Source organism: Pediococcus ethanolidurans (genome assembly GCF_964062635.1).
Lineage (GTDB): Bacteria > Bacillota > Bacilli > Lactobacillales > Lactobacillaceae > Pediococcus > Pediococcus ethanolidurans.
In genome coordinates, this window is sequence record NZ_OZ061250.1 from 1,794,088 (window position 1) to 1,819,224 (window position 25,137).

Below are 25,137 nucleotides of genomic sequence, written 5' to 3' on the forward strand. Positions count from 1 at the left end.
TCCAAAACACATCTCGTTGCCTGATATAAAAACGTTCTTGGTAACAAAATTAGATTAAAATGCCGTCCTACGGCTCACCCGGTCTGGAACGGGGTGCGAGTTCTTGCGGCTGAGTTTTGCCACAAGAATCGACATCGTGTTTTCGGCACGAAAACTAACCCTTACGTGTAATAGTGGGCACGATTTGAAGCCAAGAAGAACACTTGTCTTCAAACTCGGCCTTATTCTAAGTAATAAATTACTAAGAATAATTTCACCCCTGAGACCAATCGCCTCCGGACTAAAAACGTTTGATGCTTCAATAATGTTCAGTAACGCTGATATAATAACCTTTATATTGCTGTGTAGACTGCAAAAATTAGACTTAGTCTGGAGGCAAATGGGCTCAGTAGTGCCATTTATCTTAGCGGGTTTCGCTTAGATGAAGGCCGAGCTTAGAGACGTGGTTTGCGGCTCTAAGTCGTGCCCACTACGTTCCAGCCCGAATTTGCTGGAAGACGGCATTTTAGACTAATTTTTATAGGTTAAACCGTTTGACATCACTTATTGAAGTGATTTTGACACTTTCAACCTTTAGTTATGTACTAAAAAAGGTAAAACTATTTTCAGTTTTACCTTTTTTTCATCTACTTATTTTGATCAGAAATTTTATAAATTGGAATCTTTGGTCCGTTAAGATCCGCTTTCACATTTCTCTGATTAGAATTATGATCACTTGAGGAACTATTTCGTTGCCGTTCTTCCTCTTTTTGAACTTGATTAACCGTTGTTAGATTTCGTTTTTCCCAATTTAATAATATTCTATCCATATATCTTAAACTGTATGCTTGACTCAAAACTGCCTCTTTCAAGGCTAATGAAATCATTTCCGGAGCATAATGATCATCTGTTAACCACTGATTGATCGTTTCATATTCGATTGGTGAAAGCGGTCGTCCAAATTCTGATTCAATTTGTTTAAACACCGTTTCACGATCGTTTTTTTGCGTTTGCTGTTTTTTGGTTTCGGTCTCATTATCGGCTGACTGTAACAATTTATCAAATAAGAGATCAAAATTGTATTGATCATAATTTTTTCCATCAGCATGCTTCACAGTTTTAATTTCCATAAATTTGTTTTGAATTAACTCATGCAACAATTCATAAACTTTTGATTCGTCTAATCCTGTCTCACGCGAAATCAATTTTGAACTTGGGAAAAGATCACCTTGTTCACGTTGCTTTTCAATAATTAAATAAATCACTAACTCATCACTAGTCAATCCCAGTTGATGGAAATGGCTCAATAAATAATTCGAAACAACTGTGTTTCCGGCATTTAAAAATTTTCTTGTCACTTCATTCAAATCTTTCCCCTCCTTAATACCTCATTATGGATAAAGACGATGAAGCAATCTTGGAAATGGAATTGTTTCACGTACATGATCCTCACCAGTTATCCAAGTTAACGTTCGTTCTAATCCTAAACCAAAACCAGAATGTGGAACTGAACCATACTTACGCAAATCTAAATACCAATCATAGTTCTTAGGATCTTGTCCAGCTTTCTTTATCTGGCTGACCAAATAATCATAGTCGGTGGCACGTTCAGATCCGCCAATAATCTCGCCATAGCCTTCTGGTGCTAAAAGATCTGCACATATAACAAGATCATCTCTAGTTGGATGTGGCTTCATGTAGAAAGCCTTAATTGCCTTTGGATAGTTCATTACAAATACCGGTTGTTCAAATTGATCTGCCAAAAAAGTTTCTTCTGGTGAGCCAAAATCAACGCCCCATTGTAAATCCGGAAACTTTCCAGATGCTTGTAACATTTCAATTGCCTTATCATAAGTAATACGCGCATATGGTAACTTCGTATATTTTTTCAAAACATCAATATCACGGCCTAAGATGTTTAATTCATAGGCACAATTGTCAATTACGTTTTGTACTAAAAATGCCACATATTTCTCTTGAACCTCAAGACTTTTTTCCTGATGCATAAAGGCCATTTCAGGCTCAATCATCCAAAACTCAATCAAATGACGACGAGTTTTTGATTTTTCTGCTCGAAATGTCGGTCCAAATGAGAACACTTTGTCAAAAGCCATTGCGCCAGCTTCTTCATAGAGTTGTCCACTTTGAGACAGATAGGCTTCACGGTCAAAGTATTTGGTCTTAAAAAGCTCTGTAGTTCCTTCTGGTGCACTACCCGTTAAAATCGGTGCATCAAGTTTAATGAAGCCTTCGTTATTGAAGAATTCATAGGTAGCTCGAATTACTTCATTACGAATTTCCATAATTGCATGTGGTCGCGAAGACCGCAACCATAGGTGACGATGATCTAACAAGAAATCAATACCATGTTCCTTTGGCGTAATCGGGTAATCGTTGCTTTCACCAATGACTTCGATGTTGTCTACTTCAATCTCATAACCAAAATGAGAGCGATCATCTTGATGAATAGTTCCTGTGATCCACATACTAGTCTCTTGACGGAGCTTTTTGGCAATTTCAAAAATTTCTTCTCCAACAACACTCTTTACGACAACCCCTTGAAAAAAGGCCGTTCCATCCCGTAATTGCAAAAAACTAATTTTTCCACTTGATCGTTTATCTGTTAACCAAACGCCAATTTTCACACGTTCGTCAACATGATCTTTGGAATCTACGATACTTATTTGTTCCAAACTAAATACCCTCCTCGAGTTAATTTTTAAATGTTATTCACTGATCGAACAACCGTACCATTTTTAAAGTTTAAAGTTTTCAGACATAATTGTCCAGAGGCATTCATATATCCGACCTCCCAAACTGGTTTAGTCTTATACATCCCCATTGAAATTGTGGTTACTTTTTTGGGATTATAATTATTCCAAATCTTTTTTAATGCGTCGTTACGGTCAATGCCTGCAGACTGTTTAAAAATTCGCACTTTTTTACCATTATTAGAAATAATTACATAGACTGGAACATTTTGTTTTGTTACCCCAGTCACTGTGTAAAAAGTCTGTTCTGAATTTGCCCAAGAAAAATTAGTTTCTGTTTTCAAATGAGCATACTTTTTTGCAATCTTGATGGATTGACTTTTAGCGGAATCAACCGGTTTACGGACTTCATGATACACAATAGATGTCCCACCAACTAAAATAATAACCGCCGCAATAAATATTAGAAACCAATGACTATTATGTTTTCTAGAACGTTTCAATTTTACAGCTCTCTTTCTTTTAAAATCCAGACTTCATCATTATAGCAAACAAATTCAATCCAGGTTAATAATGCTTTCTAAAGAATTTATCAAGTTCGTCATTTGTTTGGTTTAGAGGTAATTTTTGTATTGGCATTCCTTTTGGTAAACTGTGCAGCATCGTCTTTCCATAACTTTTATCAAGAATACGTCGATCCAGAATAACCGCCGCACCATAATCACTGTCAGAACGAATTAATCTTCCTATTCCTTGTTTTAATCTAAGAATGCTTCGTGGTAAAAGTGCAGTCATAAATGGATTTTTATGTGCTTGCTTTTGAAGTTTGGTTTCTGCCTTTGTAAAGATTTCATCTGGTGAATCAAATGGCAGACGTGTCACAATCAATAAATCTAGTTGACCATTCGAAAGATCCATGCCCTCCCAAAAGCTTGCGGCACCAAATAAAATACCAGTAGAACTAGATAAAAATTCCCGAGTTAATTTGGATTTTGTGCCATTCACACCTTGTGCAAGAATGCGCCGTTTTCGCCCTAAATCGGTTTTTTGAACAAGTTCGAAAACATCTTTAATAGTTGTCAAGGAATTAAACAACACTAAAATCTTTCCTGGGGTTACCTTAGCCAATTGATAAATTGCGGTCGTTAAAAATTGTGCGTATTCTTCTGATCCAATCTCATTAATCATCGGTCCATCATTGACCACTTGTAAAAGTGCATTTTCAGCAAAATCATACGGACTACTGTATTTCTTTACCGTTGTGGCATCACTGATCAAACCAACCTGATTTAAAAAGTATTTTGAACGACTATTGGAAAATAAAGTCGCCCCAATTAAGGTTGGTTTTTGAAACCAAGGATATACTCGCTCTTTAATATAATTAGCACTTTCAATAACTCCTTGGGATAGACTCACACTACCTGCATCATGCTGTGGTCCCACCTGGACCCAATAGAAATCGGCATCTCTATCATAGCTTGCATGATTCAAAAAAGATCCGAAAATTTTTAGAAAAATTTGTGTTTGAGTTTCCACTTCTAATTGACTGTTATTTAATTTTATCCAAGTACGGACTTCTGACTCAATCAAATTTTGTTGCTGTTTATTGATTATTCTATTCAACGCTTCAAAAGCTAGAATCTCAGAGGTAAAGTTAGACTGCAGATTTTTAATTGTTGTTTGGTTTGTTTCGTAGAAGCTTTGCAGTTCAGCGTAAGTTATCACATGTTGAAACGGAAGATGATTCGTTTCTACAGGCATTTGATGACTTAAAAAGCGTTTAAATAGCTGTTCTTGAAGATTGGAAATTAGTTGATTAATGGTTTCCAGATCCTCAGCCATTTGATAAACATGGAAGCTGCCCATCGGATCACTTTGAATGATTTGTGAACGGTTGATTCCCTCATTCATTTTAAGGTGACTAACCTCACTGTGTGCCATACTCATTAAATGATTAATATCAAAAGTCATTCGATTTTCTTGCAAAACTGTATTTACAAATCGTTGGGCTTCATCAATAACCAAATATGGTTTATGTTGTTTATTTCCAAGTAAATCTGCATGATGGGAAAGAAAAGCATGATTGGTAACCACAATTTGAGAAATATGTGCTTTACGAATAACACGTTGATAAAAATCTAATTCATAAAAAGGATTGTTTTTATCTAAACTCGCAATTCCTTGATGCCGAATTTCATTCAGCAATGGAATTTTATGATTATTAATGTGAAGTTCATCCAAATCACCTGTCTTTGTGTAAGTTAGCCAAACAAGCAATTTCATTTTAATCAACCTACTTTGGTTTGCAGGATCCCTTTCATTCAGCTGTTGTGAAAACTTCGCTAAATCAATATAATGATTGCTTCCCTTCACCAATGTTGCATTCATGGAAACTTTTAAGATTTTACTTAAAATCGGAATTGCTTTTTCAATTAACTGTGATTGCAATAAAGTTGTCGTTGAACTAATCACAACCGGCAGTTGATTTTGAATAGCCAAATAGGCAAATGGCAGTAAATATGCAATCGTCTTTCCAATTCCCGTAGGTGCCTCAATAACTAGTGCCTTCGAATCAGCAGCTTTATAGTTGGCATAAATTGCGTTCATGATGCGAGATTGTGCACTTCGCCACCCTAAATCACCCTGAAAAAGTGCTAATTTTGCTTTTTTAGATTGCGGATAATGACCCAACTGTTCCGTTGTCGCGTCATTGATTTTGGTTCGTTGGACTCGCAAAACAATATTTTCTTTAATCATTAAGTAATCCGGTAAGGGTCCCGGATTTTTCTGTTTTCTCTCAAATGCATCCTGAATCAGTTCCGCAGTTTGCCGTGGTAAACTTCCGGAAAGAGCGGTTAACTGTTTCAACGTTAATAGTGGTAATTCTGCCAGACGTTTCATCAACATAATAAATAACTTAGCTGTAGCAAAAGCATCACTATCTGCCGAGTGTGGATGCTCATGTTTGATACCAAAGTAACGGGACAAGTCGCGCAAACGATAACCATTTACGCTAGGCAACAAAATTTGACTCAATGTAACTGTATCAACAGCTTTTATTGACAACGTTGGATACCCTACTCGTTCAAACTCATAATTCAAAAATGGAAAATCAAAATTGACGTTGTGAGCAACAAAAACGGTATTCGAAAGAAGCCCAAACAAAGTTGGTGCAATATCATCAAATAACGGTGCCTTACGAACACGTTGGTTTGTAATTCCCGTTAGTTGTTGAATGGCATTTGGAATGCTCATTTCGGGATTAATATCCGTTACGAAAGTATTAATAATTTTGTGCTTTTTAACAAAAACACAGCTAATTTGAATAACTCGTTCATTCGCATTCAAATTAGTTCCAGTGGTTTCAATATCTACCACTGCATAGGTTGTATTAGAATCCATTTTCTCACCAGTTAACTCATAAGATGTGTGTTCCATATTTCTAATGATACTACATTAGAGCCAGCGCATAAATGCTTACTAACTTCTGTTACTAGAAATTAAACTTAGGACGCCTAATTTCACACTTTTCGTTTTCAGTTATTTATATTTTCAAGACATCAGTTAACTCGCCTTGATAAATTTAAAAATATGTTAAAATGGATGTTTGTTTGTAGTTTCACTAGTCTAAAGTAAGTAAACTAAAAACAAAATACCATTTACTTCTAAACTGATTTGTAATTTTTTGAAAGAGAGCGAATAGTTTGCGAAAATCTGCGACTGGACAAAGTCATGCTAAAATCATCTTTTTTGGTGAACATAGTGTTGTTTATGGACAACCAGCAATTTGTTTACCTATTTCAAAGATAAAAATAATTGTTTCTATTAAGGATACTGATACTGGGCAACATGTTGCTAGTAAATATTTTACAGGTGCTTTATCGGAAATGCCGGACAGTCAAACTGGAATTCAATTATTAATAAACACCATTTTAGTCGAATTGCATCAAGAAAAAACACCATTTACTTTACAGGTTACGAGTGAAATTCCAGCAGAGCGTGGTATGGGTTCTTCTGCTGCAACAGCTATCGCAATAGTACGTGCATTTTTCCATTTTTTTCACCAATCCTTATCACATGCTGAACTACTTCGACTTGCAGACGTTTCAGAACAATATATTCACGGCAATCCTAGCGGGTTAGATGCGGCTACGGTTAGTTCAAAAACACCAATCTGGTTTGTTAAAGGTCGTCGGCCACAGGCTATTCCGATTAAACAAAACGCCTTCTTAGTTATTGTGGACACTGGTATCATGGGACAAACGGGTTTAGCCGTTCAGCACGTTAAATCAAAGCTAGCAGGTGATCACCATGCTGAAGAAGACATTGAAATGCTAGGAAAAATTGCTAAACAAGCTCGTAGCTGCCTAGCAAATGGTGATTCACAAAAGTTAGGTTCTTTAATGAATGATTCGCAAACAATTTTATCTAAATTGGGAGTCAGTCATCCAATCTTAGATCAATTTGCAACTCTAGCACTTAAAAATGGCGCTTTAGGAGCTAAACTCACTGGTGGCGGAATGGGTGGTTGCTTAATCACCTTAACGTCTAGCAAGCCTTCTGCAAAACAAATTGCAACAATCTTGGAACAACATGGTGCCATTCATACTTGGATTGAACCACTTGCCACTGGATATCATAAAGGAGAAAAAAATGACCACAGCTAGGGCACACACTAATATTGCATTATTAAAATATTGGGGGAAAAAAAACACAGAACTTATTTTGCCTTACAATGACAGTATTTCTTTAACGTTAGATCATTTCTATACAGATACAACCGTAGATTTTGTTTCTTCGTTAACTGATGATGAAATTTTGGTAGATGATCAGCCGCTAACCGGTTCCGGCTTAAAACGTGCTAAACGTGTTTTGAACTTAATTCGTGAACAAAGTGGTATCCAAGAAAATGCTTCAGTTCATTCAACTAATCATGTCCCAACAACCGCCGGGCTTGCTTCCTCAGCGTCTGCTTTTGCAGCATTGGCTGCCGCAGGTTCTAAAGCTGCCGGACTAGATCTTTCCGACAAAGAGCTTTCTATTCTAGCTCGGCATGGATCTGGGTCAGCTTCCCGCTCAATTTTTGGGGGGTTCGTTCAGTGGCATGCTGGTCATGATAGCCAAAGTTCATATGCTCAAAGTATTCAGTCTGCTGTAGATTGGGATATTAATTTAATTACGGCTCTTGTGGACACGAAGAAAAAGAAAGTCAGCAGTACAATGGGAATGCAAGCTGTTGTGAAAACCTCTCCTTTCTTCCCTGCTTGGGTTAAAAGTGCCCAAGCAGACGTAGAACCAATGAAAACAGCAATCCTTAACAAAAACTTAGCAAATTTGGGAACAATTGCGGAAAACAATGCGATGCGAATGCACGCGACAACGTTTGGTGCCGTTCCCAATTTTACTTATTTTCAACCTCAAACGCTTGCAATTCTTGATGCTGTTCGCAACATCCGTAAACTAGGTGTAGAATGTTATAGTACTGTAGACGCGGGGCCTAATGTAAAGATAATTTGTGCATCATCTAACAACGAATTGATTATGGATAAACTTGCAACAATCATCAATCGCAATCAGTTATTAGTTTGCAAACCCGGACCCGGTATTAAGTACCTATAAATATTAATTCAAATTTTGAAGGGACATGATCCATTGATTACGGTGAAAGCACCTGGAAAACTCTATATTGCAGGAGAATATGCGGTTGTTGAGTCAGGTTATCCTGCCATTATTGTGGCGTTAAATCAATTTGTTTCCGCTTCCATTGAAAAAACTGAAAATGTGGGGCGAATTGTTTCTGAACAATATCACGAAAACTCTATTTCTTGGCGCCGACAAGGCTCTAAAATGGTTTTTGATAATCGTGATAATCCATTTCATTACATTCTTTCTGCAATTAATTTAACTGAAGAGTATGCAAGTAATCTCCATAAAGAATTAGGACTTTATAACTTATATATAAATAGTGATTTAGACAGTGCTGACGGTAAAAAATACGGTTTAGGTAGTTCAGCTGCCGTCACCGTTGCCACCATCAAAGCATTAGCTAAGTTTTATCACTTACCTCTAACCAAAGACAGTTTATTCAAACTAGCCGCGATTGCTCACTTTGATGTTCAAGGTAACGGATCACTGGGTGATATTGCTGCTAGTGTCTACGGTGGTTGGATTGCTTATCATTCCTTCAATCGTGATTGGCTCTTTGCTCAGCGCCGACAAACCTCTTTAATGGACCTTTTAGAGATGCCCTGGCCTGGACTAGACGTTGAACTATTGACACCTCCTGAGGATCTCGAGTTGATGATTGGTTGGACTGGTTCACCCGCTTTGACTTCCCATTTAGTTGATAAGGTAGCTATGGGAAAAGTAAGAGATCAACGTGAATATCAAGTTTTTCTAGAAGAAAGTAAGGCTTGTCTAAAAGAAATGATTCGAGGCTTTCACGATCAATCAATTACAGTGATTCAACATCAACTACGGGTAAATCGCACAATTCTAAAAAAATTAGCTGATTTCAGCCAGGTTTTAATTGAAACACCTATTTTAAAAGAAATGATTAAGGATGCTGAGATGGCCGGCGGTGCTGCTAAAAGTTCTGGTGCCGGCGGTGGTGATTGTGGCATCGTTTTGATCAATAAAAACCGTTCTATCGATACCCTACTCAAAACTTGGAAAGATAAGGGAATTAGACAACTAAAGTTTAATGTTCACAACGTCACTGAACTTTAAGGAGAACACGCTATGAAAGATATTCAATCGCATCGAAAAGATGAACATGTTTCACTGACAGAACATTTTTATCAGCCACAGGCAAGCGCTGGATTTCAGAATCTACGCTTACTTCCGAATAATCTTCCCGAAATAAACCGAGACCAAATTAATTTAAACAGCCAACTTGGGGGAATCGTAACAGATTACCCTTTTTATATTGAAGCAATGACTGGTGGTAGTTCTTATACTGGCAAACTCAATGCCAGCCTAGCCCGAATTGCCAAGACAACTCATTTGCCAATGGCAGTTGGTTCACAAAGTGTTGCCTTGAAACGACCCGATCTCCAGACCACCTTTTCGATTGTTCGCAAAATCAATTCTTCTGGCATTATTTTAGCTAACATTGGGGCAAGTCATTCTGCTGCAGATGCGCAAAAAGCCATTGATATGATTGATGCTAACTTATTAGAAATTCATCTCAATGCAGCTCAAGAAATTATAATGCCTGAAGGAGATCGTTCGTTTAATTGGTTGACTAACATTTCAGAAATTGTTCATACTGTGTCAGTCCCCGTTATCGTCAAAGAAGTCGGTTTTGGCATGGCTAAACAAACCATGAAACAACTATCTGAAATTGGTGTGCAATCTATTAACGTCGCTGGTCATGGGGGTACCAATTTTGCTAAAATCGAGAATGAACGTCGGCATGATAAAAGCTACCCTTATCTTCAGAATTACGGAATTAGTACGGTAGAATCACTTTTAGAATCACAGGAACTTCAAGATAAACTTCATATCTTGGCGTGCGGAGGTATCCGTAATCCACTAGACATGTTAAAAGGATTTTGCTTAGGTGCTGACATGATTGGTGTTGCTGGCAGAATTTTACACGAACTCATCCAGGAGGGTGAAGATCAAACTGTTCAACTTATTAATACTTGGCAAACACAATTAGCAGATTTATTAACCTTGCAAGGTGCTCAAAACATCAAACAGTTAAATCGTCATAATTTGATTTTAGATGAATCTTTACGTAATTATTGTGAACAAAGAAAAATAGAATTTAATTAAAGGTTGAAAGTATCAAAATCACTTCAATAACTGCTGTTAAACGACTTAGACTCCAAAAAATAGTTTAACTGCCGTCCTGCGGCTCACCTGGTCTGGAACGGGGTGGGCACGATTTGAAGCCAAGAAGAACACTTGTCTTCAAACTCGGCCTTATCCTAAGCAATGAATTGCTAAGGATAATTTCACCCCTGAGACCAATCGCCTCCGGACTAAGAACGTTTGATATTAAATAATGAACAGTAATACTGATATCAAAATTATTGTATCAGTGCATTGATTGCAAAGATTAGACTTAGTCTGGAAGCAAATGGGCTCAGTAGTGACATTTATCTTAGCGGGTTTCGCTTAGATAAAGGCCGAGCTTAGAGACGTGCATTTCGACTCTAAGTCGTGCCCCCTACGTTCCAGCCCAAATTTGCTGGAAGACGGCATTTTAATCTAATTTTGTTACTATGAACATTTTTGTGTCAGACAATTAGATACATTTTTGTACTTTCAATCTTTTGAATTTAATTAAAAGTGTCATAAAATAGGCTAGCGAATGTGTGAATTCGCTAGTCTATTTTTGAACCTAAAAAAATTTAATTTTTGATTTAATTTTTGATTTCAAACCTTAGTTTTTTAGGATAAAAGTTCTTAACAACCCCATTAACAACTTTTCCAAACCCAATCGTTAATTCATGGTTAGTCAAAACATGCCAACCATTTTCTACATCTTTTGTGATTGTAAAAGTATCACCATGAACATACTTTCGCCACTGTTCTTCTGAAATTTGCACTGGTTTTTGAAAATTAACCGATTTAAATGCCAATGCCAATGGTAAAGCTGGTTCAAAACGATTTTTCTTGAACACGCCTAAATTGATTCCAGGACGAATAACCTGTAATTTGGTTAAATCTGGTAGATTAGCTGGCATCGCATATAAATAATCGCCAAAAACCAAGAGTCGTGAATCCTCAATTGAGTTTGTCAGTAATTTATCTGCCACTTTGTGCCAATCTTGTTTTTGTTGTTTTGTTACATTTGTTTTTTGCAGCTTAGGTTCTTTGCGGTTTGAATCATTGATCTGCTTTTCTAACTGAGCAATAAAATGACCCTCTCCTCGCATTTTATGAGGAAAAATTCGTAAGGTTTTGGCAAGTTCTGGATTATTATCAGCCCATTCTGGCCGGCCATCGCTCATCCCAGGATATTTTTTAATTGGTACAACTTTTAAATCGGCATAATTTTTTAATAACCACGCAATGTTTTGTTCATCCTCTTCAGGCGCAAAAGTACACGTGGAATAAATTAAACGTCCGCCCGGTTTCAACATTTGCAATGCACTTTGTAAAATCTTTTTTTGTCGATTAGCACAAGACAATGGATATTCAGGTGTCCAGTACTGCATCGCTTCATGATCCTTACGAAACATCCCTTCACCAGAGCAAGGTGCATCCACCACAACTACATCAAAAAAATTAACAAAATGTTTTTCAAGTGTATCTGGTGACTCATTTGTAACAATTGTGTTTTGAAGTCCAAACCGTTCTACATTTTCAGCCAGAATTTCTGCACGTTTTCGATTGATCTCGTTTGAAACTAACAGACCTTGTTGGTTCATATAACTAGCCAAATGTGTTGTTTTCCCACCTGGTGCTGCACAAAGATCTAAAACACGATCTCCTGGTTTAGGATGTGCCACTTCTCCAACATACATGGCGCTAGGTTCCTGGCTATAAATTAAACCACTTTGATGGTCAATTGTTTTGCCGCTAACTGAACCATAATACCCAAATTGACAGTAAGAAACCGGATCGCCAATCGCATGATTTAATGGCTCAACGTGTGTTTTTAATGGGTTTAGTCGAAAGCCCTTAGTTGGTTGCTCATCGAAAGCATGGAAAAAAGCCGGTGCTTCTTCTCCCAACAGCTTTGAATATTTTTGAATAAATGCCTCTGGTAACTGCATATTTTCACTCATTTCTAAATTTGATAGCATCTGTCTTGAAATTATGTTAATTTAAATGAAGACACATTACTTTTATTATAAAGCTTATTGGAGTGAATGACATGCCACAAAAATTAATTACCATTGATCTTGATGGAACCACATTAAATAGCCAAAACCAAATTTCATCAAAAACTATTGAAGTCATCCAAAAGGCAACTGAGGCTGGCCATCTTGTTAGTATTGTCACTGGACGACCCTATCGAATTTCAGAAGCAATTTATGATCAGTTACAATTAAAAACCCCAATGGTCAATTTTAATGGTGCCCTCACTCACATTCCGCATCAACATTGGCAAGGTGAATACAAACGAACGATTAGTAAAGCAATTGTCCTTGATATGTTAGAAAATCGACAAAAATTACAGCTTAAAATGATTGCAGCTGAAGGTAAGCATACATATCTTGCTAACCACTTGCCGCCATCAGATTTAAACTTTTTCCCAACAACTTTAAGCGACGATCAGTTACTTTCTAAAACTTCACTTGTTCATAATCCTACTTCTATGATTCTTTTTGTCGCACCCCATCAAGAACAAATCGTGCGTAATACCGTTTTACATCATTATGGTCAGCAAGTTGATGTTGGTGTTTGGGGTGGCCCAAATAGCGTTTTGGAAGTTGTTTCAAAAGGCATCCAAAAAGCAAAGGCCGTCGCTTATATTGCTAAGCAGTACCATATTGATCGACAAAACATTGTGGCTTTTGGAGACGAACATAATGATGCAGAAATGCTTGACTATGCCGGTCGTGGTGTCGCAATGCAAAATGCGACACCAATTATCAAAAGTATCGCAAACGATGTCACTGAATTTGATAACGATCACGATGGTTTAGCAAAATATCTCGAAACCTATTTAAAATTGGCTAACTAAAAAAAGAAATCCATTCAAAAGTCTGAGGATCATTGAACTTTTATGAATGGATTTCTTTTTTACTTTCTCAACCTACTTTTGGTCACTTCGCAAAACACCGCCATCACTGTAACGATCTGGTCGCATTTCATTTAACACAATATGAATATGTTCTGCGGGTGCACCAGTATTTTTAGAAATTGCAGCTGTAACATCCTTAACTAACTCACGTAATTGTTCGGTTGAACGACCTTCAATAAGGTCAATATGAACCAATGGCATATTAAATTCCTCCTCAATATTTCCTCCTATTATCGCAAGGATTACCAAAAAATTCAAATCCAACTTATGCTAAAATATAAACTGTATATATATTCATTTTTAAAGGAGAAGCTTTTAATGACAAATCAAACTAATAATTATTCAGCTTGCACGAGTTTTCTGGCCGGTCGTTTGGCTACTGCTGATGGTTCAACTTTAATTGGTCGCAACGAAGATTCACGCGCTGCATGGCCAAAACATTTTGTTGTACATCCACATCGAGAATTTTCAGAATCCCAAATATTCAAATCTACGGATAATGGTTTTACATTGAATTTACCCAAAGTGGCTGCTAAATATACGGCTACACCTGAGTGGACAGACAAATTCGGTCTCTTTGAAGAGGATGGTATCAACGAATATGGTGTCGCCATGAGTGCCACTGAAAGTGCGTACACTAACAACCGCGCTCTAGGTGCCGATCCTTTAGTAAAAGACGGCATTGGTGAAGAAGCGATGGTAACTGTTACACTGCCCTACATTAAATCGGCTCGTCAAGGTGTCTCCTATCTAGGGGCAATTATTGAAAAATACGGAACTTCTGAAAGTAACGGCATATTATTTTCTGATGCAACCGAAGTTTGGTATATGGAAACTGCTGCCGGCCATCAATGGGTAGCCCAACGCATTCCAGATGATGCTTATGCAGTTGTAGCCAACCAACTATCCATTCAGGAAATTGATTTTGAAGATCACGATAATTTTCTTAGCGTGGCCGGTTTACAAGATTTTGTAACTCAAAATCATTTAAATTCTCAACACACGGGTTTTAACTTTCGTGAAATTTTTGGAACCAATGATCTATCGGACGAATTTTACAATACGCCACGTGTTTGGTATGGACAAAAAATACTTAATCCAAGCATTGACCAACAGCCACAAAGTCAGTCACTCCCTTTTATTAGAAAAGCAGAAAAACTCATTCAAGTTGATGATGTAGAACAAATCTTAAGCTCTCATTTTGAAGGGACACCGTTTGATCCGATTGGGATTGGTTCAAAACGCGAACAAACTTTATACCGACCAATTAGTTTAGCGAAAACTCAAGAATCGCATATTTTACAAATTCGACCCAATTTACCTGCTCCAATTGCAGGTATTCATTGGTTAGCAATGGGCGTTGCTGCTCAAAGCCTGTATATTCCGTTTTATGCCGGTATAAAGGACACGCCTGCTACTTATAAGAAAGGTACTGAAACCTATCAGGCGGACTCTGCATATTGGATTTACAAACAGGCTAGTACATTAGTTGATGCTCACTATTTGGAATTCGGTCCTTTACTGGAAGATGTACAAGATAAAACTAATCAACAACTTATTCAAAATTTGCACATTAGTGACAAAATGGCTTTAACTTTGGGTGATAAAGCTTTGGAGAACTATTTAACTAGTCAAAGTAATCAAAATGCAGCTTTGGGACTGCAGGCAATGCAAAAACTAATTGCCGAATTAATTACTAAAATGACTGACATGTCCCCACTAAATTTCAAACAGGACATGAATTTATAATTAACTATATGAGGAAGTAAATACAATGGGAAAAACAAAAAAGATCTCAGTTACGGGGTTAATACTGATGATCTTCACATCTATTTTTGGGTTTGCAAACACCACGGTCGCTTTTGATCAAATGGGTTATGCAAGCATTATTTGGTATGTTATCGCTGCATTTTTATTCTTTTTACCAAGTGGTTTAATGTTCGCCGAATATGGCTCAACATTTAAGGACGCTAAGGGTGGCATCTACTCCTGGCTAGAACAGTCAATTGGCGAAAAATTAGCTTTTATTGGTACTTTTATTTGGTTGTCATCCTGGATTATTTGGATGGTATCAACTTCATCCAAAGTTTGGATTCCCTTTTCAACTATTTTTGCGGGTCATGATGCCACACAAAACTGGCATTTATTAGGACTAAATGCCACCCAAACAGTTGGCTTAATGGGCGTTTTATGGATCCTTGTGGTTACCTACTGCGCCACTCGTGGCATTACCTCAATCGCCAAAGTTTCTTCCATTGGGGGAATTTTTGTTAGTTTACTCAACGTGGTTTTATTTGTAGTTAGTTTAAGTATTTTATTTTTAAACCATGGTCAGCTTGCTGAACCTTTCAACGGATTTAGCAGTATTGTTAATTCACCTAATCCAAGTTTTATGTCTCCTGTTGCTATGCTCTCATTCATCGTTTATGCGGTGTTTGCCTATGGTGGAATGGAATCTATGGGTGGTGTCACCGATAGTTTAAAGAAACCTGAAAAGACTTTTCCTCGTGGCATCATTATTTCAACTATTATGATTGGCATCATGTACGCTTTATCAATTTTTCTTTGGGGTATCTCAACCAACTGGCATCAAACTTTATCAGGCCATAACGTAAATTTAGGTAATATTACCTACGTGATGATGAACAATCTTGGCTTTGTTTTTGGTAATTCACTGGGATTAAACTCAACCACTGCAATAACTTTAGGACACTGGTTTGCTCGTTTTGCAGGTTTGGGAATGTTTATGGCCTACTTAGGTTCTTTTTTCGTGTTGATCTATTCCCCACTGAAGTCGTTTATTCTGGGATCACCCAAGAAGCTATGGCCCGCAAAAGTTACAAAACTTAATAAAGCCGGTGTTCCTGCGTTTGCTATGTGGTGTCAAGCTGCCATTATCGCAATTTTTGTCTTTTTCATTTCATTTGGTGGATCTGATGCGCAAAGCTTTTATACAATTTTGACCGACATGGCTAATATTTCAACCACATTTCCCTACTTATTTTTAATTGGCGCTTTTCCATTTTTCAAACGTCGGCATGATTTAAATCGACCATTTGTTATTTATAAAACGAAATTTAGCGTGTATTCAACCACAATTTTAGTTTTACTAGTTTTGATTTTTGGAATTATTTTTACCGTAATTGAACCTATTTTGGAACATGATTTGATTACTGCTTTTTGGACAATTATTGGTCCAGTATTATTTGGTGCAATTGCATGGATATTTTATGTGGTTCACGAAAAAAATTAATTTTGCTGAGATCAATAAAACTAACACAACTTTAAATCGAAAAAATCATATGACAACAAAAGCCCCTAGAAGACTAAGTTAAAGGTCTTCTAGGGGCTTTAAAATTAATAACTAAAGATTGTAATTTAGTCACCAAATCCGTTTAGCATCATCAACACAACACCACTCACAACAACAGCTAAAATCAGAATTCCAGCAAATAAAAAACTAAAAAGAAACCCTAAACCACCACAGATTAATAAAATAAAAAAAATCACCGGAAGATGAAAACAAAGCTTTATAAATCCTACAATAAGTTTAAAAAATAACATCACAAATATAATCAGTCCAGCCGCAACGGCAATTTTCGTGTTTGCAGTCGTAGCCATTAACAACAAATTAGTCACTTATAAAACCTCTTATTCTAATTAATTTATTTATATATCTTTTTCAGTGCCGCAAGATCATTAACAGATAATGTTGTTTTGCCTTGATCAACCGGATACATAATTGAATTACGATCTGTACTATGATCTAACCCTAACGCATGCCCTAATTCATGCATAGCAACTGAAAGTCGAACAGACTGAACATAGTGAACATTCAAACTAGCCTTTGCATGGTTGACAGTATAAGCATCCCAACCAGTTTGTTGAATAATATCTGGTCCACCAATTCCTAACTCAATCACGCCATCTTGTACTTTTTTTGCTGCGTTATAAATTGAAAAGATAATTTGATTTTGTTTTTGTGTGCCTTTTCCAGCAACCAATTTAACAATTTTGGTTTGATTATAAGCCTTAATTGCCAATTCAAACTCGTGTTTCACATTGGCAGGTGTTCCACTTGCAAACCGATAATAATAGGTATTAGAAAGTGTCTTACCTTGTACATTGCTTTCTAGTGGTGTTGCCTTTGTCTGATTACTCTTTAATTCATTGCTTTGTGACTGACTACTTTTTGTGGATGGCACAGTTTCTTCATACATATCAGCCAAACTTGGAATCTTAAAATTTCTAACAACTTGATTAATTTGCTGTTTTGTTTCTGAAATCGCATTTTTGGTTATCAGTTGAAAATTATTATTGGTCAGTAAAAGAATTCCTAAAACTAGGATAATTAACCAGAATATTCTTTTAGGTTTTAACATTATTTTTCCCTTCTCTTAAGCTTTTAAAAAGCCAATACACAGCTCTTGTAGATCACAGTATAAACTAAATAAAACGATTTTTAAATTTTGGCGATTAATTAGGAAAATGCTTAATCAATTTTTAGAATTTTAAACAAAAAAATAAGCAAAATCAGATTGATTTTGCTTACTCGAACGCTTAACTTCAAAAAAGTTAAACAAGTTTTAGTTGTTATCTTTACGACGGTCCTCTTTAATACGAGCAGCCTTACCATGTAAAGCACGTAAGTAATAAAGCTTAGAACGACGTACACGTCCATGACGAATAACGTCAATTTTGGCAACTCGTGGTGAATGTAATGGGAAAGTACGTTCAACGCCGACACCATTACTAATCTTACGAACTGTGTAGGTAGCACTGATACCAATACCATGACGTTTGATTACAACACCTTCGAACAACTGAATACGTTCACGAGTACCTTCAACGACACGAGCATGAACACGAACAGTATCTCCAGCACGGAAATCAGGAATATCATCACGTAATTGTGATTCGGTAATTTTGTTAATTAATGGATTCATTTGAAAATCCTTCCTTTCATCAACATTCTTATCCTTGATGAACAGCGGAATATTGTTTTCTTTAGTCTTAACAGACCAGTGAAAAGTTTATCATAAAACTTGTCTACTGTAAAGCTGCTCTTTTTCTAGCTAATCGTTCAAATCTGCTTTTATATCATCAAGAAGTTCTAAATCAATTTTCGAAAGTGTCATTTTGTTTAAAAGATCTGGACGTTTTAGTAGAGTTCGTTTCAAAGCCTGTTTTCGACGCCACTGATCGATTAATTGGTGGTTTCCGTTCAATAATACCTCAGGTACCTGCATGCCTCTAAAAACGGCTGGACGAGAATATTGCGGATACTCCAATAATCCAGTGGAAAAAGAATCTCCTGGTGCAGATTCTTTATTGCCTAAAACCCCTGGAAGCAGCCGAACTGTTGCATCAATCATCACCATCGCTGCTAGTTCACCACCAGTAAGCACATAATCGCCTAAAGACACTTCATCAGTAGCTAATGTTTTAATGCGTTCATCATAACCCTCATAATGACCACAAATAAAGGTTAAGTGCGACTCATGAGCGAATGTTTCAGCCATTTCTTGATCAAATTGCTTGCCACCCGGATCTAAAATGATGACACGCCCTTTGGGTAATTTGGCATTGTCATTTTGTATTGCCGCCATAGCATCAAAAATTGGCTGCGGTTGAAGAAGCATCCCGGCTCCTCCCCCATATGGATAATCATCCACATTATGATGTTTATTACTAGAAAAGTCACGAAAATTCGTTACTTGAATATCCAGTAATTGATCCTCAATTGCTTTACCAACAATCGATTGGTGCAAGGGTCCACTAAACATATCTGGGAAAAGACTTAAAATATCAATTTTCATGAATCAAGACCTTCTAAAAGTTCAACTGTAATTCGTTGCTTAGCCAAGTCAACTTTTTTTACAACTTGACGAATATAGGGTAATAGCAAATCATTTTTTCCCACACGTTTGACTACCCAAACGTCATTTGCTCCGGGCGACAAAATTTCAGAAACAGTTCCCAAACGGTTTCCTTCTTCATCGAATACCTCAAGACCAATAATATCATCATAATAAAATTCGTCATTATCAAGTGGTTTGCGATCAGTTTCAGAAATCTTCAAATCAAATTGTTTATATTTTTCCACATCATTAATTGAATCAAGATCGACAAACTGAAGCAAGTAAACCTGTTTTTGTTGTCGCGATTTTTTTATTTTTAATTTTTGCATTGGTGTTTTATCATTCTTAGGAGAAAACAAAAATAATTGATTGCCAACCTTGAAGCGTTCTTCAGGAAAATCGGTGATTGGCATTACTTTCACTTCTCCTTGAATGCCATGCGTATTAACAATTGTACCTACTTTATAATATTGCATCAACTTACCTCATAATATACTAAAAACTCTTAAACAAAATCAACATTTCGTTTAAGAGTTTTTGGCTTTGCCATCTTCAATCACTAACCGAACTCGTTTGTCTCCATGAAAACGAAAACTATAGACAACATTGCGAATTGCTTGTGCAACACGGCCATGTCGGCCAATTATACGACCGATGTCTTCATCATCAACACTTAAATGAAATTCATAAAAGCGATCTGACTCAGACTGTTTAATCGAAATTCGTTCTGGATGAGAAACTAATGGTTTAACAATTGCTAAGATTAAACTTTCTACTTCTTTCATAATCAAAATTGCCGATTACTTAGCAAGCTTTGATTCGTGATACTTTTTCATAATTCCAGCTTTTGAAAGAATGTTCTTAACGGTATCTGATGGTTGAGCACCATTGCTTAACCAACTTAAGATGTCTTCCTCATTTAATTTTACTACAGCTGGATTAACTAATGGATTGTAAGTACCAACTTGGGCAATAAAACGACCATCACGTGGTGAGCGAGAATCAGCAACTACTACACGGTAGAAAGGACGCTTCTTTGAACCCATTCGTTTCAAACGAATTTTTACAGACATGTCAACACCTCCTGTTTTATTTCACGATAAATAATATACCAGTTATTCAATCAGATGTAAAGGTTTTTTTCTTTACAGGCAAATTTATAATGTCCAAAAGTGATTTATTTACACAAACTATCGTTTCATGGATTACCACCACAACCCAATTTAACGGTCATCTTCAATCTCTGTGTTAACGGTCTGCACATTTTTTATCACATCAGAATCTTGATTGATTTTTTTAATAATCTGTTTTAAATTGACGGTTGCAATGGCTTCACCTAAATTATCAATTTGATATTTATGGTTTGCAAATGTGCCTGTGTAATAGCTCACATCCCCATCATTCAAAGTGTAAAACAGTCTATCTGTTGAATTTCCACTTGACTTTGTTTTAACTGTATACAAAACATTGTCCTCACCGGGGTTACTGAGACTGTCATTACTAACTTCATAAAATTTATTTACATAGACAATCATTCCTGAGGACACAACAGAAGGCCACACTTCGGTCCACTTATTGGTGGAGTCCGTAATATTTTCACTCCCGAACTCGACAACTGATGCTGCCGTTTCCTCTGGCGTTAAATTGTTGGGATCCAGTTTTTCTATCTCTTCGCTAGAAACTGAACTACTTGAACTTACACTTGAAGCTGACTTTTTGGAAGCCGACTTAGATGAGACTGCCATTTTTTTGGAAACATCAGTCTTTTCTGAATCACCACCAGTTACCTTGTTACCTTCTGTCATAACAAACCAGCCAACTACTCCTATCATCAACAACAAACCGGTCAGAAACGCCACAATAAGCTTACCGCCATGATGACTTCCATTTTTGTCTGTTTGTCGTTTATCCAGTTTTTGCATCTGGTCTGAATCACTATGGTTGTATCGACTTTGTCTGCTTTCTTTTATGCCACCAATTTGACGCAAATCATACCCACAGTTGGGACAGAATTGAACTTTAGTTCTGAGCATATAGCCACAATTTGGGCAGTAATTAGCCTTTTCGTTTTCCATATTACTTCCTCACCCTTAGATATCCTATTCTTCATAAATAGAATATCATGTTTATTCGTTTGAAGAAACACGTGTTTTCTTATAATTAATTAATAAAAGAATAAAAAATATCTGATAATCATTGCATTTCAAACAAAAAAAATGGTATTTTAACAATATAAATAAACATGCTCAATTTGACAATGCAAACTGACTAAATCAAGGCCAGTGGTGCATTCAAAGATACGACCCGCACTTGAGAAAGTCAAGTTAGTGGGTCTTTTTTCGTTAAACACTAACCAAAAAATCATTAATTTTTGTATGGGAGTCGCGTAATGTATCAATATTTTATTCAACAAATTATTAATAAATATAACAAGTCCGTAGTTGGCTACGAACTTTTACTTCGGAAAAAAACTGATGCGGATTGGCGTCCAGTACATGATTTTTTGACCGTCCCATCTAACGTGGTTGCTTATGAAATTGTAAAAGTTGCTGAACAGTTATACAGTAAAGTGCCTTTTTTGTCAGTTAATCTTAATCGAACACAATTAATGAATCCTCAAACGGTGGAAGCTATTCTTAAAATTCAGACCATATTGCGTCCCGTTCAAATACAAATTGAATTGACAGAGGATAAAAGTACCATTAACTTTTCTGAAGATGATATCATTAAACAATTAAAAAAATTCATCAAAGAAGGCATGTCCATTTCAATCGATGATGTTGATTGTGGTTGTAACACAGAAGACCACGTTAGGGTATTAATTCCTTACACAAATGAAATAAAGTTTGCCTTACAAAATTTTGGCGAATCCGTTTATTTACCCGAAATTCAAAAACGCGTGATTTTCTGGCGAGATTTTGCAAAAGCTCATAAAATTCGATTTATTCTCGAAGGAATTGAAAACGAAAAAATTGACCAATTTATTGACCTTTTCAACATTGATATTCGCCAAGGTTACTATTATGAAAAACCGCATCCCATTCAATTGGACGCAAATAAGTGATTTTAAAACTAAGAGTTGAAAGCTTCAAAATTACTTCAATAACTGATGTTAAACGACTTGGTTCAAAAGCAGTAGCTTAATTGCCGTCCTGCGGCTCACCTGGTCTGAAAGACGGCATTTTAATCTAATTTTGTTATCATAAACGCTTTTGTATCAGGAAACAAAATATATTTTTGTAGTTTCAGTCTTTCACTAAACTACCTAAAAAAGCTTATAGAAATAAATACTGACATTACGTGTGGTGCTAGTTTGTAACATTTAGAAATTTAACAAAAAAGTCCAACCCAGTTAGACTCATAAGTGACAAAACTTAAAAGGAGTAATAACTGTGTTGAACCACCTCAAGTTTAAGCAAAATCGTCACGAATTACAAGTTAGTTTCCATTACTTTTACCAGTTATGTTCATTGCTTTATCAGCGTTATTGTCCGCGTAGCGTCATTGAGCGGCGCAACGTTGAACATACTAAAATTACTGATATTAAACTTTTAGCTTTACTGTGCTTACAAGTCACACTGGGAATTCAATCGCAACGCCGCTTCTATTATCTGATGGCAGCGTTTATGCCGCGGCAAATGGTGGTATCACGTTCACGTTTCAACCGCCGCGCGCAACAATTACTGGCAGTAGTCAATGCCATTCGCTCAGGTATCACTAAGGATTATGCTCATTCGGGCGACCTAGCGATTATCGACAGTTTACCCAACCCACTATGTGCCAAAGTTCGTAATTTCAGAGTTAGAATTTTTGCTGGGAAGGCCAACATTGGCTATAATGCCACCAAGAAAATGCCATTTTATGGGTTTAAAACCCACATGGTCGTCACGGCTAATGGCTATATTCTGAATTATGTGATCACGGCAGCCTCAGTTCATGATGCTAAGGTAGCGCCTGAGCTAATTAGCGGTTGTCCTTGTCCCAATATTTTGGCCGATGTTGGTTATGTTGGGAAAAAACTCAAGACCAGTTTTAGAGCCCTAGGCTATAACTTATGGACGCCTTATCGTTCTAATATGAAAGGTGCTAAACAGCATAATAAACGTCAACTCAAGGCGTTACGGCGGACAATAGAGTCACGCTTTTCAATTTTAGCCCAGCAATTTGGGATTGAAACCAATCTCACCCGTAGTCTATTTGGTTTTCAATTAAAGATTGAATTGACGATATTGGTATACAATTTAGGCTTTTTTGATTTTATGACGAACTAGCACCACGCGTACTGACATTATTTCTATAAGCTTTTTTATATTTTGTTGACGACTAAAACTAATTTGTTGTTCCTAACACTGTTTATTCAGTATCTTTTAACACTTTAAGCCTTTAGTCATTTATTTAGATACTTGAAAGATCATTAAATTTTCAAAAATTACAATTATTTATTTCGTTTATTTTTCTTCATTCTCTTTTTCTTACGTTTTTTAGATTTTCGGACCATTGAATTCATTGCCATCTTAGAAAGTCGGCCACCAATGCCTTTACCCAACAATCCGTCCATGCCATTAAAGTTGCCTTTGGACATTTGGTTCATCATTTTCTTCATTTGTCCGAATTGCTTGATCATTCGGTTAACTTCAACTACGGGTCGCCCAGAGCCACCTGCAATTCGTCGTCGTCGACTTGGATTTAACAAATTAGGGTCCTCACGCTCCGCAGGTGTCATCGAATAAACAATCGCCTTCATGTGAGCCATATCTTTTGGATCAATATTGACATTCTTTAGAGCAGGATTATTTGCCATTCCTGGAATCATCTTCATGATGTCTTCCATCGAACCCATATTTTGCATTTGATCCATCTGATCGACAAAATCATTGAAGTCAAAAGAATTTTCTCGAATTTTTTGCGTAACTTCTTGCGCTTGTTTTTCGTCATATTCTTTTTGAGTTTTTTCGATCAGGGTTAGCATATCACCCATGCCAAGAATTCGTGATGCCATTCGATCAGGATGAAAAACATCCAAATCAGTCATTTTTTCGCCTTGACCAATAAACTTAATTGGTTTACCCGTCACAGCACGAATAGAAAGTGCGGCACCGCCTCGGGTATCGCCATCAAGTTTAGTTAAAACAACACCCGTAACATCTAACTGATTGTTAAATCCTTCAGCCGTATTAACCGCATTTTGACCTGTCATCGCATCGACAACCAATAAAATTTCATTTGGATTTGCCAATTCTTTGATACGGGATAATTCGTCCATTAATTTTTGATCAATTTGTAAACGACCAGCAGTATCAATAATGACGTAATCATTTTTCTCTTCAGTTGCTTTTTTTAATCCATGACGAACAATTTCAACTGGATCAACGTCCGTTCCCATTTCAAAAACGGGCACATCAATTTGTTGACCAACCTGAACTAACTGATCAATAGCCGCTGGACGATAAACATCTCCAGCAATCATCAAAGGTCGTGCTTTTTGTTCATTCTTAAGTTTTAAAGCCAGTTTTCCGGCCGTAGTCGTTTTACCAGCACCTTGTAATCCAACCATCATAATAATGGTTGGAATTTTTGGCGATTTGTTTAACTCAACCGCCTGATCACCCATAATTTTAACTAACTCATCATTAACAATTTTAACAATTTGTTGAGTTGGATTTAGTCCTTTTAATACATCCGCCCCAATTGCCTTATCACGAACTGTTTTAACGAAGTTCTTGACCACTGTAAAATTAACATCAGCCTCTAACAACGCCAAACGAATTTCACGCATGGCACTTCTTAAATCAGTTTCGGAAATTTTTCCCTTTTTCCTTAATTTATTAAAAGCGTTTTGAAGTCGATCTGTTAAACTTTCAAAAGCCATGGATTAATC

At 36.7% G+C, this 25,137-nt stretch carries 24 protein-coding genes; 9 read left to right on the top strand and 15 right to left on the bottom strand.

Features of this window, described 5'->3' with window-relative positions:
• Positions 1-626: 626 nt before the first annotated feature.
• The 4 genes from AB3219_RS08825 to AB3219_RS08840 form a co-directional block, all read right to left on the bottom strand.
• Positions 627-1,337, bottom strand: a complete 711-nt coding sequence (locus tag AB3219_RS08825) for a DnaD domain protein (protein ID WP_260365888.1) — start codon at positions 1,335-1,337, stop codon at positions 627-629.
• Between the two features lie 33 nt (positions 1,338-1,370).
• A complete protein-coding gene (gene asnS / locus AB3219_RS08830; RefSeq protein WP_216754032.1) occupies positions 1,371-2,672 on the bottom strand; it encodes an asparagine--tRNA ligase in 1,302 nt (433 codons plus the stop codon).
• A 26-nt stretch (positions 2,673-2,698) separates the two neighbouring features.
• A complete protein-coding gene (locus tag AB3219_RS08835; protein WP_057805664.1) occupies positions 2,699-3,193 on the bottom strand; it encodes a DUF5590 domain-containing protein in 495 nt (164 codons plus the stop codon).
• Positions 3,194-3,257: 64 nt separating this feature from the next.
• Positions 3,258-6,128, bottom strand: a complete 2,871-nt coding sequence (locus AB3219_RS08840; protein WP_216754031.1) for a helicase C-terminal domain-containing protein — start codon at positions 6,126-6,128, stop codon at positions 3,258-3,260.
• Between the two features lie 266 nt (positions 6,129-6,394).
• Between AB3219_RS08840 and mvk the strand changes: the two genes are divergently transcribed.
• Genes mvk through fni form a run of 4 tightly spaced genes read left to right on the top strand, consistent with a single transcriptional unit; the run spans position 6,395 to position 10,472 of the window.
• Entirely contained in the window at positions 6,395-7,357 is a 963-nt protein-coding gene (mvk, locus tag AB3219_RS08845; RefSeq protein WP_216754030.1) for a mevalonate kinase, read from the top strand.
• Positions 7,344-8,309, top strand: a complete 966-nt coding sequence (mvaD, locus tag AB3219_RS08850) for a diphosphomevalonate decarboxylase (protein ID WP_216754029.1) — start codon at positions 7,344-7,346, stop codon at positions 8,307-8,309. The genes mvk and mvaD overlap by 14 nt, the downstream gene beginning before the upstream one ends.
• A 33-nt stretch (positions 8,310-8,342) precedes the next feature.
• Complete coding sequence (locus AB3219_RS08855; RefSeq protein ID WP_216754046.1) at positions 8,343-9,419, top strand: phosphomevalonate kinase; 1,077 nt, start codon at positions 8,343-8,345, stop codon at positions 9,417-9,419.
• Positions 9,420-9,431: 12 nt separating this feature from the next.
• The gene (fni, locus tag AB3219_RS08860) at positions 9,432-10,472 is read left to right on the top strand and encodes a type 2 isopentenyl-diphosphate Delta-isomerase (protein ID WP_216754028.1); all 1,041 of its coding nucleotides are present in this window, start codon (positions 9,432-9,434) and stop codon (positions 10,470-10,472) included.
• Between the two features lie 593 nt (positions 10,473-11,065).
• Here fni and AB3219_RS08865 read toward each other — a convergent pair.
• Positions 11,066-12,424 carry an RsmF rRNA methyltransferase first C-terminal domain-containing protein gene (locus AB3219_RS08865; RefSeq protein WP_216754045.1) on the bottom strand — a complete coding sequence of 453 codons (1,359 nt, stop codon included), beginning with the start codon at positions 12,422-12,424 and terminating at the stop codon, positions 11,066-11,068.
• A 101-nt stretch (positions 12,425-12,525) separates the two neighbouring features.
• On the opposite strand from AB3219_RS08865, the gene AB3219_RS08870 reads away from it, so the two are divergent.
• Positions 12,526-13,338 (top strand): Cof-type HAD-IIB family hydrolase, encoded by an 813-nt coding sequence (locus AB3219_RS08870; RefSeq protein WP_057806179.1) that lies wholly within the window; start codon positions 12,526-12,528, stop codon positions 13,336-13,338.
• Positions 13,339-13,410: 72 nt separating this feature from the next.
• On the opposite strand, the gene AB3219_RS08875 is transcribed toward AB3219_RS08870, so the two are convergent.
• Positions 13,411-13,617 (bottom strand): 2-hydroxymuconate tautomerase, encoded by a 207-nt coding sequence (locus AB3219_RS08875; RefSeq protein WP_258390188.1) that lies wholly within the window; start codon positions 13,615-13,617, stop codon positions 13,411-13,413.
• A 99-nt stretch (positions 13,618-13,716) separates the two neighbouring features.
• Between AB3219_RS08875 and AB3219_RS08880 the strand changes: the two genes are divergently transcribed.
• The gene (locus tag AB3219_RS08880) at positions 13,717-15,147 is read left to right on the top strand and encodes a C69 family dipeptidase (protein ID WP_216754027.1); all 1,431 of its coding nucleotides are present in this window, start codon (positions 13,717-13,719) and stop codon (positions 15,145-15,147) included.
• A 25-nt stretch (positions 15,148-15,172) separates the two neighbouring features.
• A complete protein-coding gene (gene yjeM, locus AB3219_RS08885; protein WP_216754026.1) occupies positions 15,173-16,651 on the top strand; it encodes a glutamate/gamma-aminobutyrate family transporter YjeM in 1,479 nt (492 codons plus the stop codon).
• 125 nt (positions 16,652-16,776) lie between these two features.
• On the opposite strand, the gene AB3219_RS08890 is transcribed toward yjeM, so the two are convergent.
• The 8 genes from AB3219_RS08890 to AB3219_RS08925 all read right to left on the bottom strand — a co-directional run bounded on the left by AB3219_RS08890 (position 16,777) and on the right by AB3219_RS08925 (position 21,334).
• Positions 16,777-17,037 carry a hypothetical protein gene (locus AB3219_RS08890; protein ID WP_260365840.1) on the bottom strand — a complete coding sequence of 87 codons (261 nt, stop codon included), beginning with the start codon at positions 17,035-17,037 and terminating at the stop codon, positions 16,777-16,779.
• Between the two features lie 26 nt (positions 17,038-17,063).
• A complete protein-coding gene (locus AB3219_RS08895) occupies positions 17,064-17,780 on the bottom strand; it encodes a M57 family metalloprotease (protein ID WP_216754025.1) in 717 nt (238 codons plus the stop codon).
• A 204-nt stretch (positions 17,781-17,984) separates the two neighbouring features.
• The gene (gene rplS / locus AB3219_RS08900) at positions 17,985-18,344 is read right to left on the bottom strand and encodes a 50S ribosomal protein L19 (RefSeq protein ID WP_216754024.1); all 360 of its coding nucleotides are present in this window, start codon (positions 18,342-18,344) and stop codon (positions 17,985-17,987) included.
• A gap of 129 nt (positions 18,345-18,473) precedes the next feature.
• Positions 18,474-19,217 carry a tRNA (guanosine(37)-N1)-methyltransferase TrmD gene (trmD, locus tag AB3219_RS08905; protein ID WP_057806184.1) on the bottom strand — a complete coding sequence of 248 codons (744 nt, stop codon included), beginning with the start codon at positions 19,215-19,217 and terminating at the stop codon, positions 18,474-18,476.
• Entirely contained in the window at positions 19,214-19,735 is a 522-nt protein-coding gene (gene rimM / locus AB3219_RS08910) for a ribosome maturation factor RimM (protein ID WP_216754023.1), read from the bottom strand. The genes trmD and rimM overlap by 4 nt, the downstream gene beginning before the upstream one ends.
• Before the next feature lie 51 nt (positions 19,736-19,786).
• The gene (locus AB3219_RS08915) at positions 19,787-20,044 is read right to left on the bottom strand and encodes a KH domain-containing protein (protein ID WP_057806191.1); all 258 of its coding nucleotides are present in this window, start codon (positions 20,042-20,044) and stop codon (positions 19,787-19,789) included.
• 15 nt (positions 20,045-20,059) lie between these two features.
• The gene (gene rpsP, locus AB3219_RS08920) at positions 20,060-20,332 is read right to left on the bottom strand and encodes a 30S ribosomal protein S16 (RefSeq protein ID WP_046870580.1); all 273 of its coding nucleotides are present in this window, start codon (positions 20,330-20,332) and stop codon (positions 20,060-20,062) included.
• 150 nt (positions 20,333-20,482) lie between these two features.
• Entirely contained in the window at positions 20,483-21,334 is an 852-nt protein-coding gene (locus AB3219_RS08925; RefSeq protein ID WP_263773392.1) for a zinc ribbon domain-containing protein, read from the bottom strand.
• Between the two features lie 314 nt (positions 21,335-21,648).
• Between AB3219_RS08925 and AB3219_RS08930 the strand changes: the two genes are divergently transcribed.
• Positions 21,649-22,323: an EAL domain-containing protein gene (locus AB3219_RS08930; protein ID WP_260365837.1), complete on the top strand. Its 675-nt coding sequence runs from the start codon at positions 21,649-21,651 to the stop codon at positions 22,321-22,323.
• Between the two features lie 328 nt (positions 22,324-22,651).
• Positions 22,652-23,530, top strand: a complete 879-nt coding sequence (locus AB3219_RS08935; RefSeq protein ID WP_010500113.1) for an IS982 family transposase — start codon at positions 22,652-22,654, stop codon at positions 23,528-23,530.
• Positions 23,531-23,694: 164 nt separating this feature from the next.
• On the opposite strand, the gene ffh is transcribed toward AB3219_RS08935, so the two are convergent.
• On the bottom strand, positions 23,695-25,128 hold the full coding sequence (gene ffh / locus AB3219_RS08940) for a signal recognition particle protein (RefSeq protein ID WP_057806198.1): 1,434 nt from the start codon (positions 25,126-25,128) through the stop codon (positions 23,695-23,697).
• Positions 25,129-25,137 lie beyond the last annotated feature (9 nt).

Coding starts and splice junctions, on each gene's coding strand:
- rplS (WP_216754024.1), bottom strand. CDS start 18,344: ATGAATCCATTAATTAACAAAATTACCGAATCACAATTACGTGATGAT.
- AB3219_RS08840 (WP_216754031.1), bottom strand. CDS start 6,128: ATGGAACACACATCTTATGAGTTAACTGGTGAGAAAATGGATTCTAAT.
- rimM (WP_216754023.1), bottom strand. CDS start 19,735: ATGCAATATTATAAAGTAGGTACAATTGTTAATACGCATGGCATTCAA.
- yjeM (WP_216754026.1), top strand. CDS start 15,173: ATGGGAAAAACAAAAAAGATCTCAGTTACGGGGTTAATACTGATGATC.
- AB3219_RS08880 (WP_216754027.1), top strand. CDS start 13,717: ATGACAAATCAAACTAATAATTATTCAGCTTGCACGAGTTTTCTGGCC.
- AB3219_RS08870 (WP_057806179.1), top strand. CDS start 12,526: ATGCCACAAAAATTAATTACCATTGATCTTGATGGAACCACATTAAAT.
- ffh (WP_057806198.1), bottom strand. CDS start 25,128: ATGGCTTTTGAAAGTTTAACAGATCGACTTCAAAACGCTTTTAATAAA.
- mvaD (WP_216754029.1), top strand. CDS start 7,344: ATGACCACAGCTAGGGCACACACTAATATTGCATTATTAAAATATTGG.
- AB3219_RS08895 (WP_216754025.1), bottom strand. CDS start 17,780: ATGTTAAAACCTAAAAGAATATTCTGGTTAATTATCCTAGTTTTAGGA.
- rpsP (WP_046870580.1), bottom strand. CDS start 20,332: ATGTCTGTAAAAATTCGTTTGAAACGAATGGGTTCAAAGAAGCGTCCT.
- AB3219_RS08865 (WP_216754045.1), bottom strand. CDS start 12,424: ATGCAGTTACCAGAGGCATTTATTCAAAAATATTCAAAGCTGTTGGGA.
- AB3219_RS08925 (WP_263773392.1), bottom strand. CDS start 21,334: ATGGAAAACGAAAAGGCTAATTACTGCCCAAATTGTGGCTATATGCTC.
- trmD (WP_057806184.1), bottom strand. CDS start 19,217: ATGAAAATTGATATTTTAAGTCTTTTCCCAGATATGTTTAGTGGACCC.
- AB3219_RS08915 (WP_057806191.1), bottom strand. CDS start 20,044: ATGAAAGAAGTAGAAAGTTTAATCTTAGCAATTGTTAAACCATTAGTT.
- AB3219_RS08930 (WP_260365837.1), top strand. CDS start 21,649: ATGTATCAATATTTTATTCAACAAATTATTAATAAATATAACAAGTCC.
- fni (WP_216754028.1), top strand. CDS start 9,432: ATGAAAGATATTCAATCGCATCGAAAAGATGAACATGTTTCACTGACA.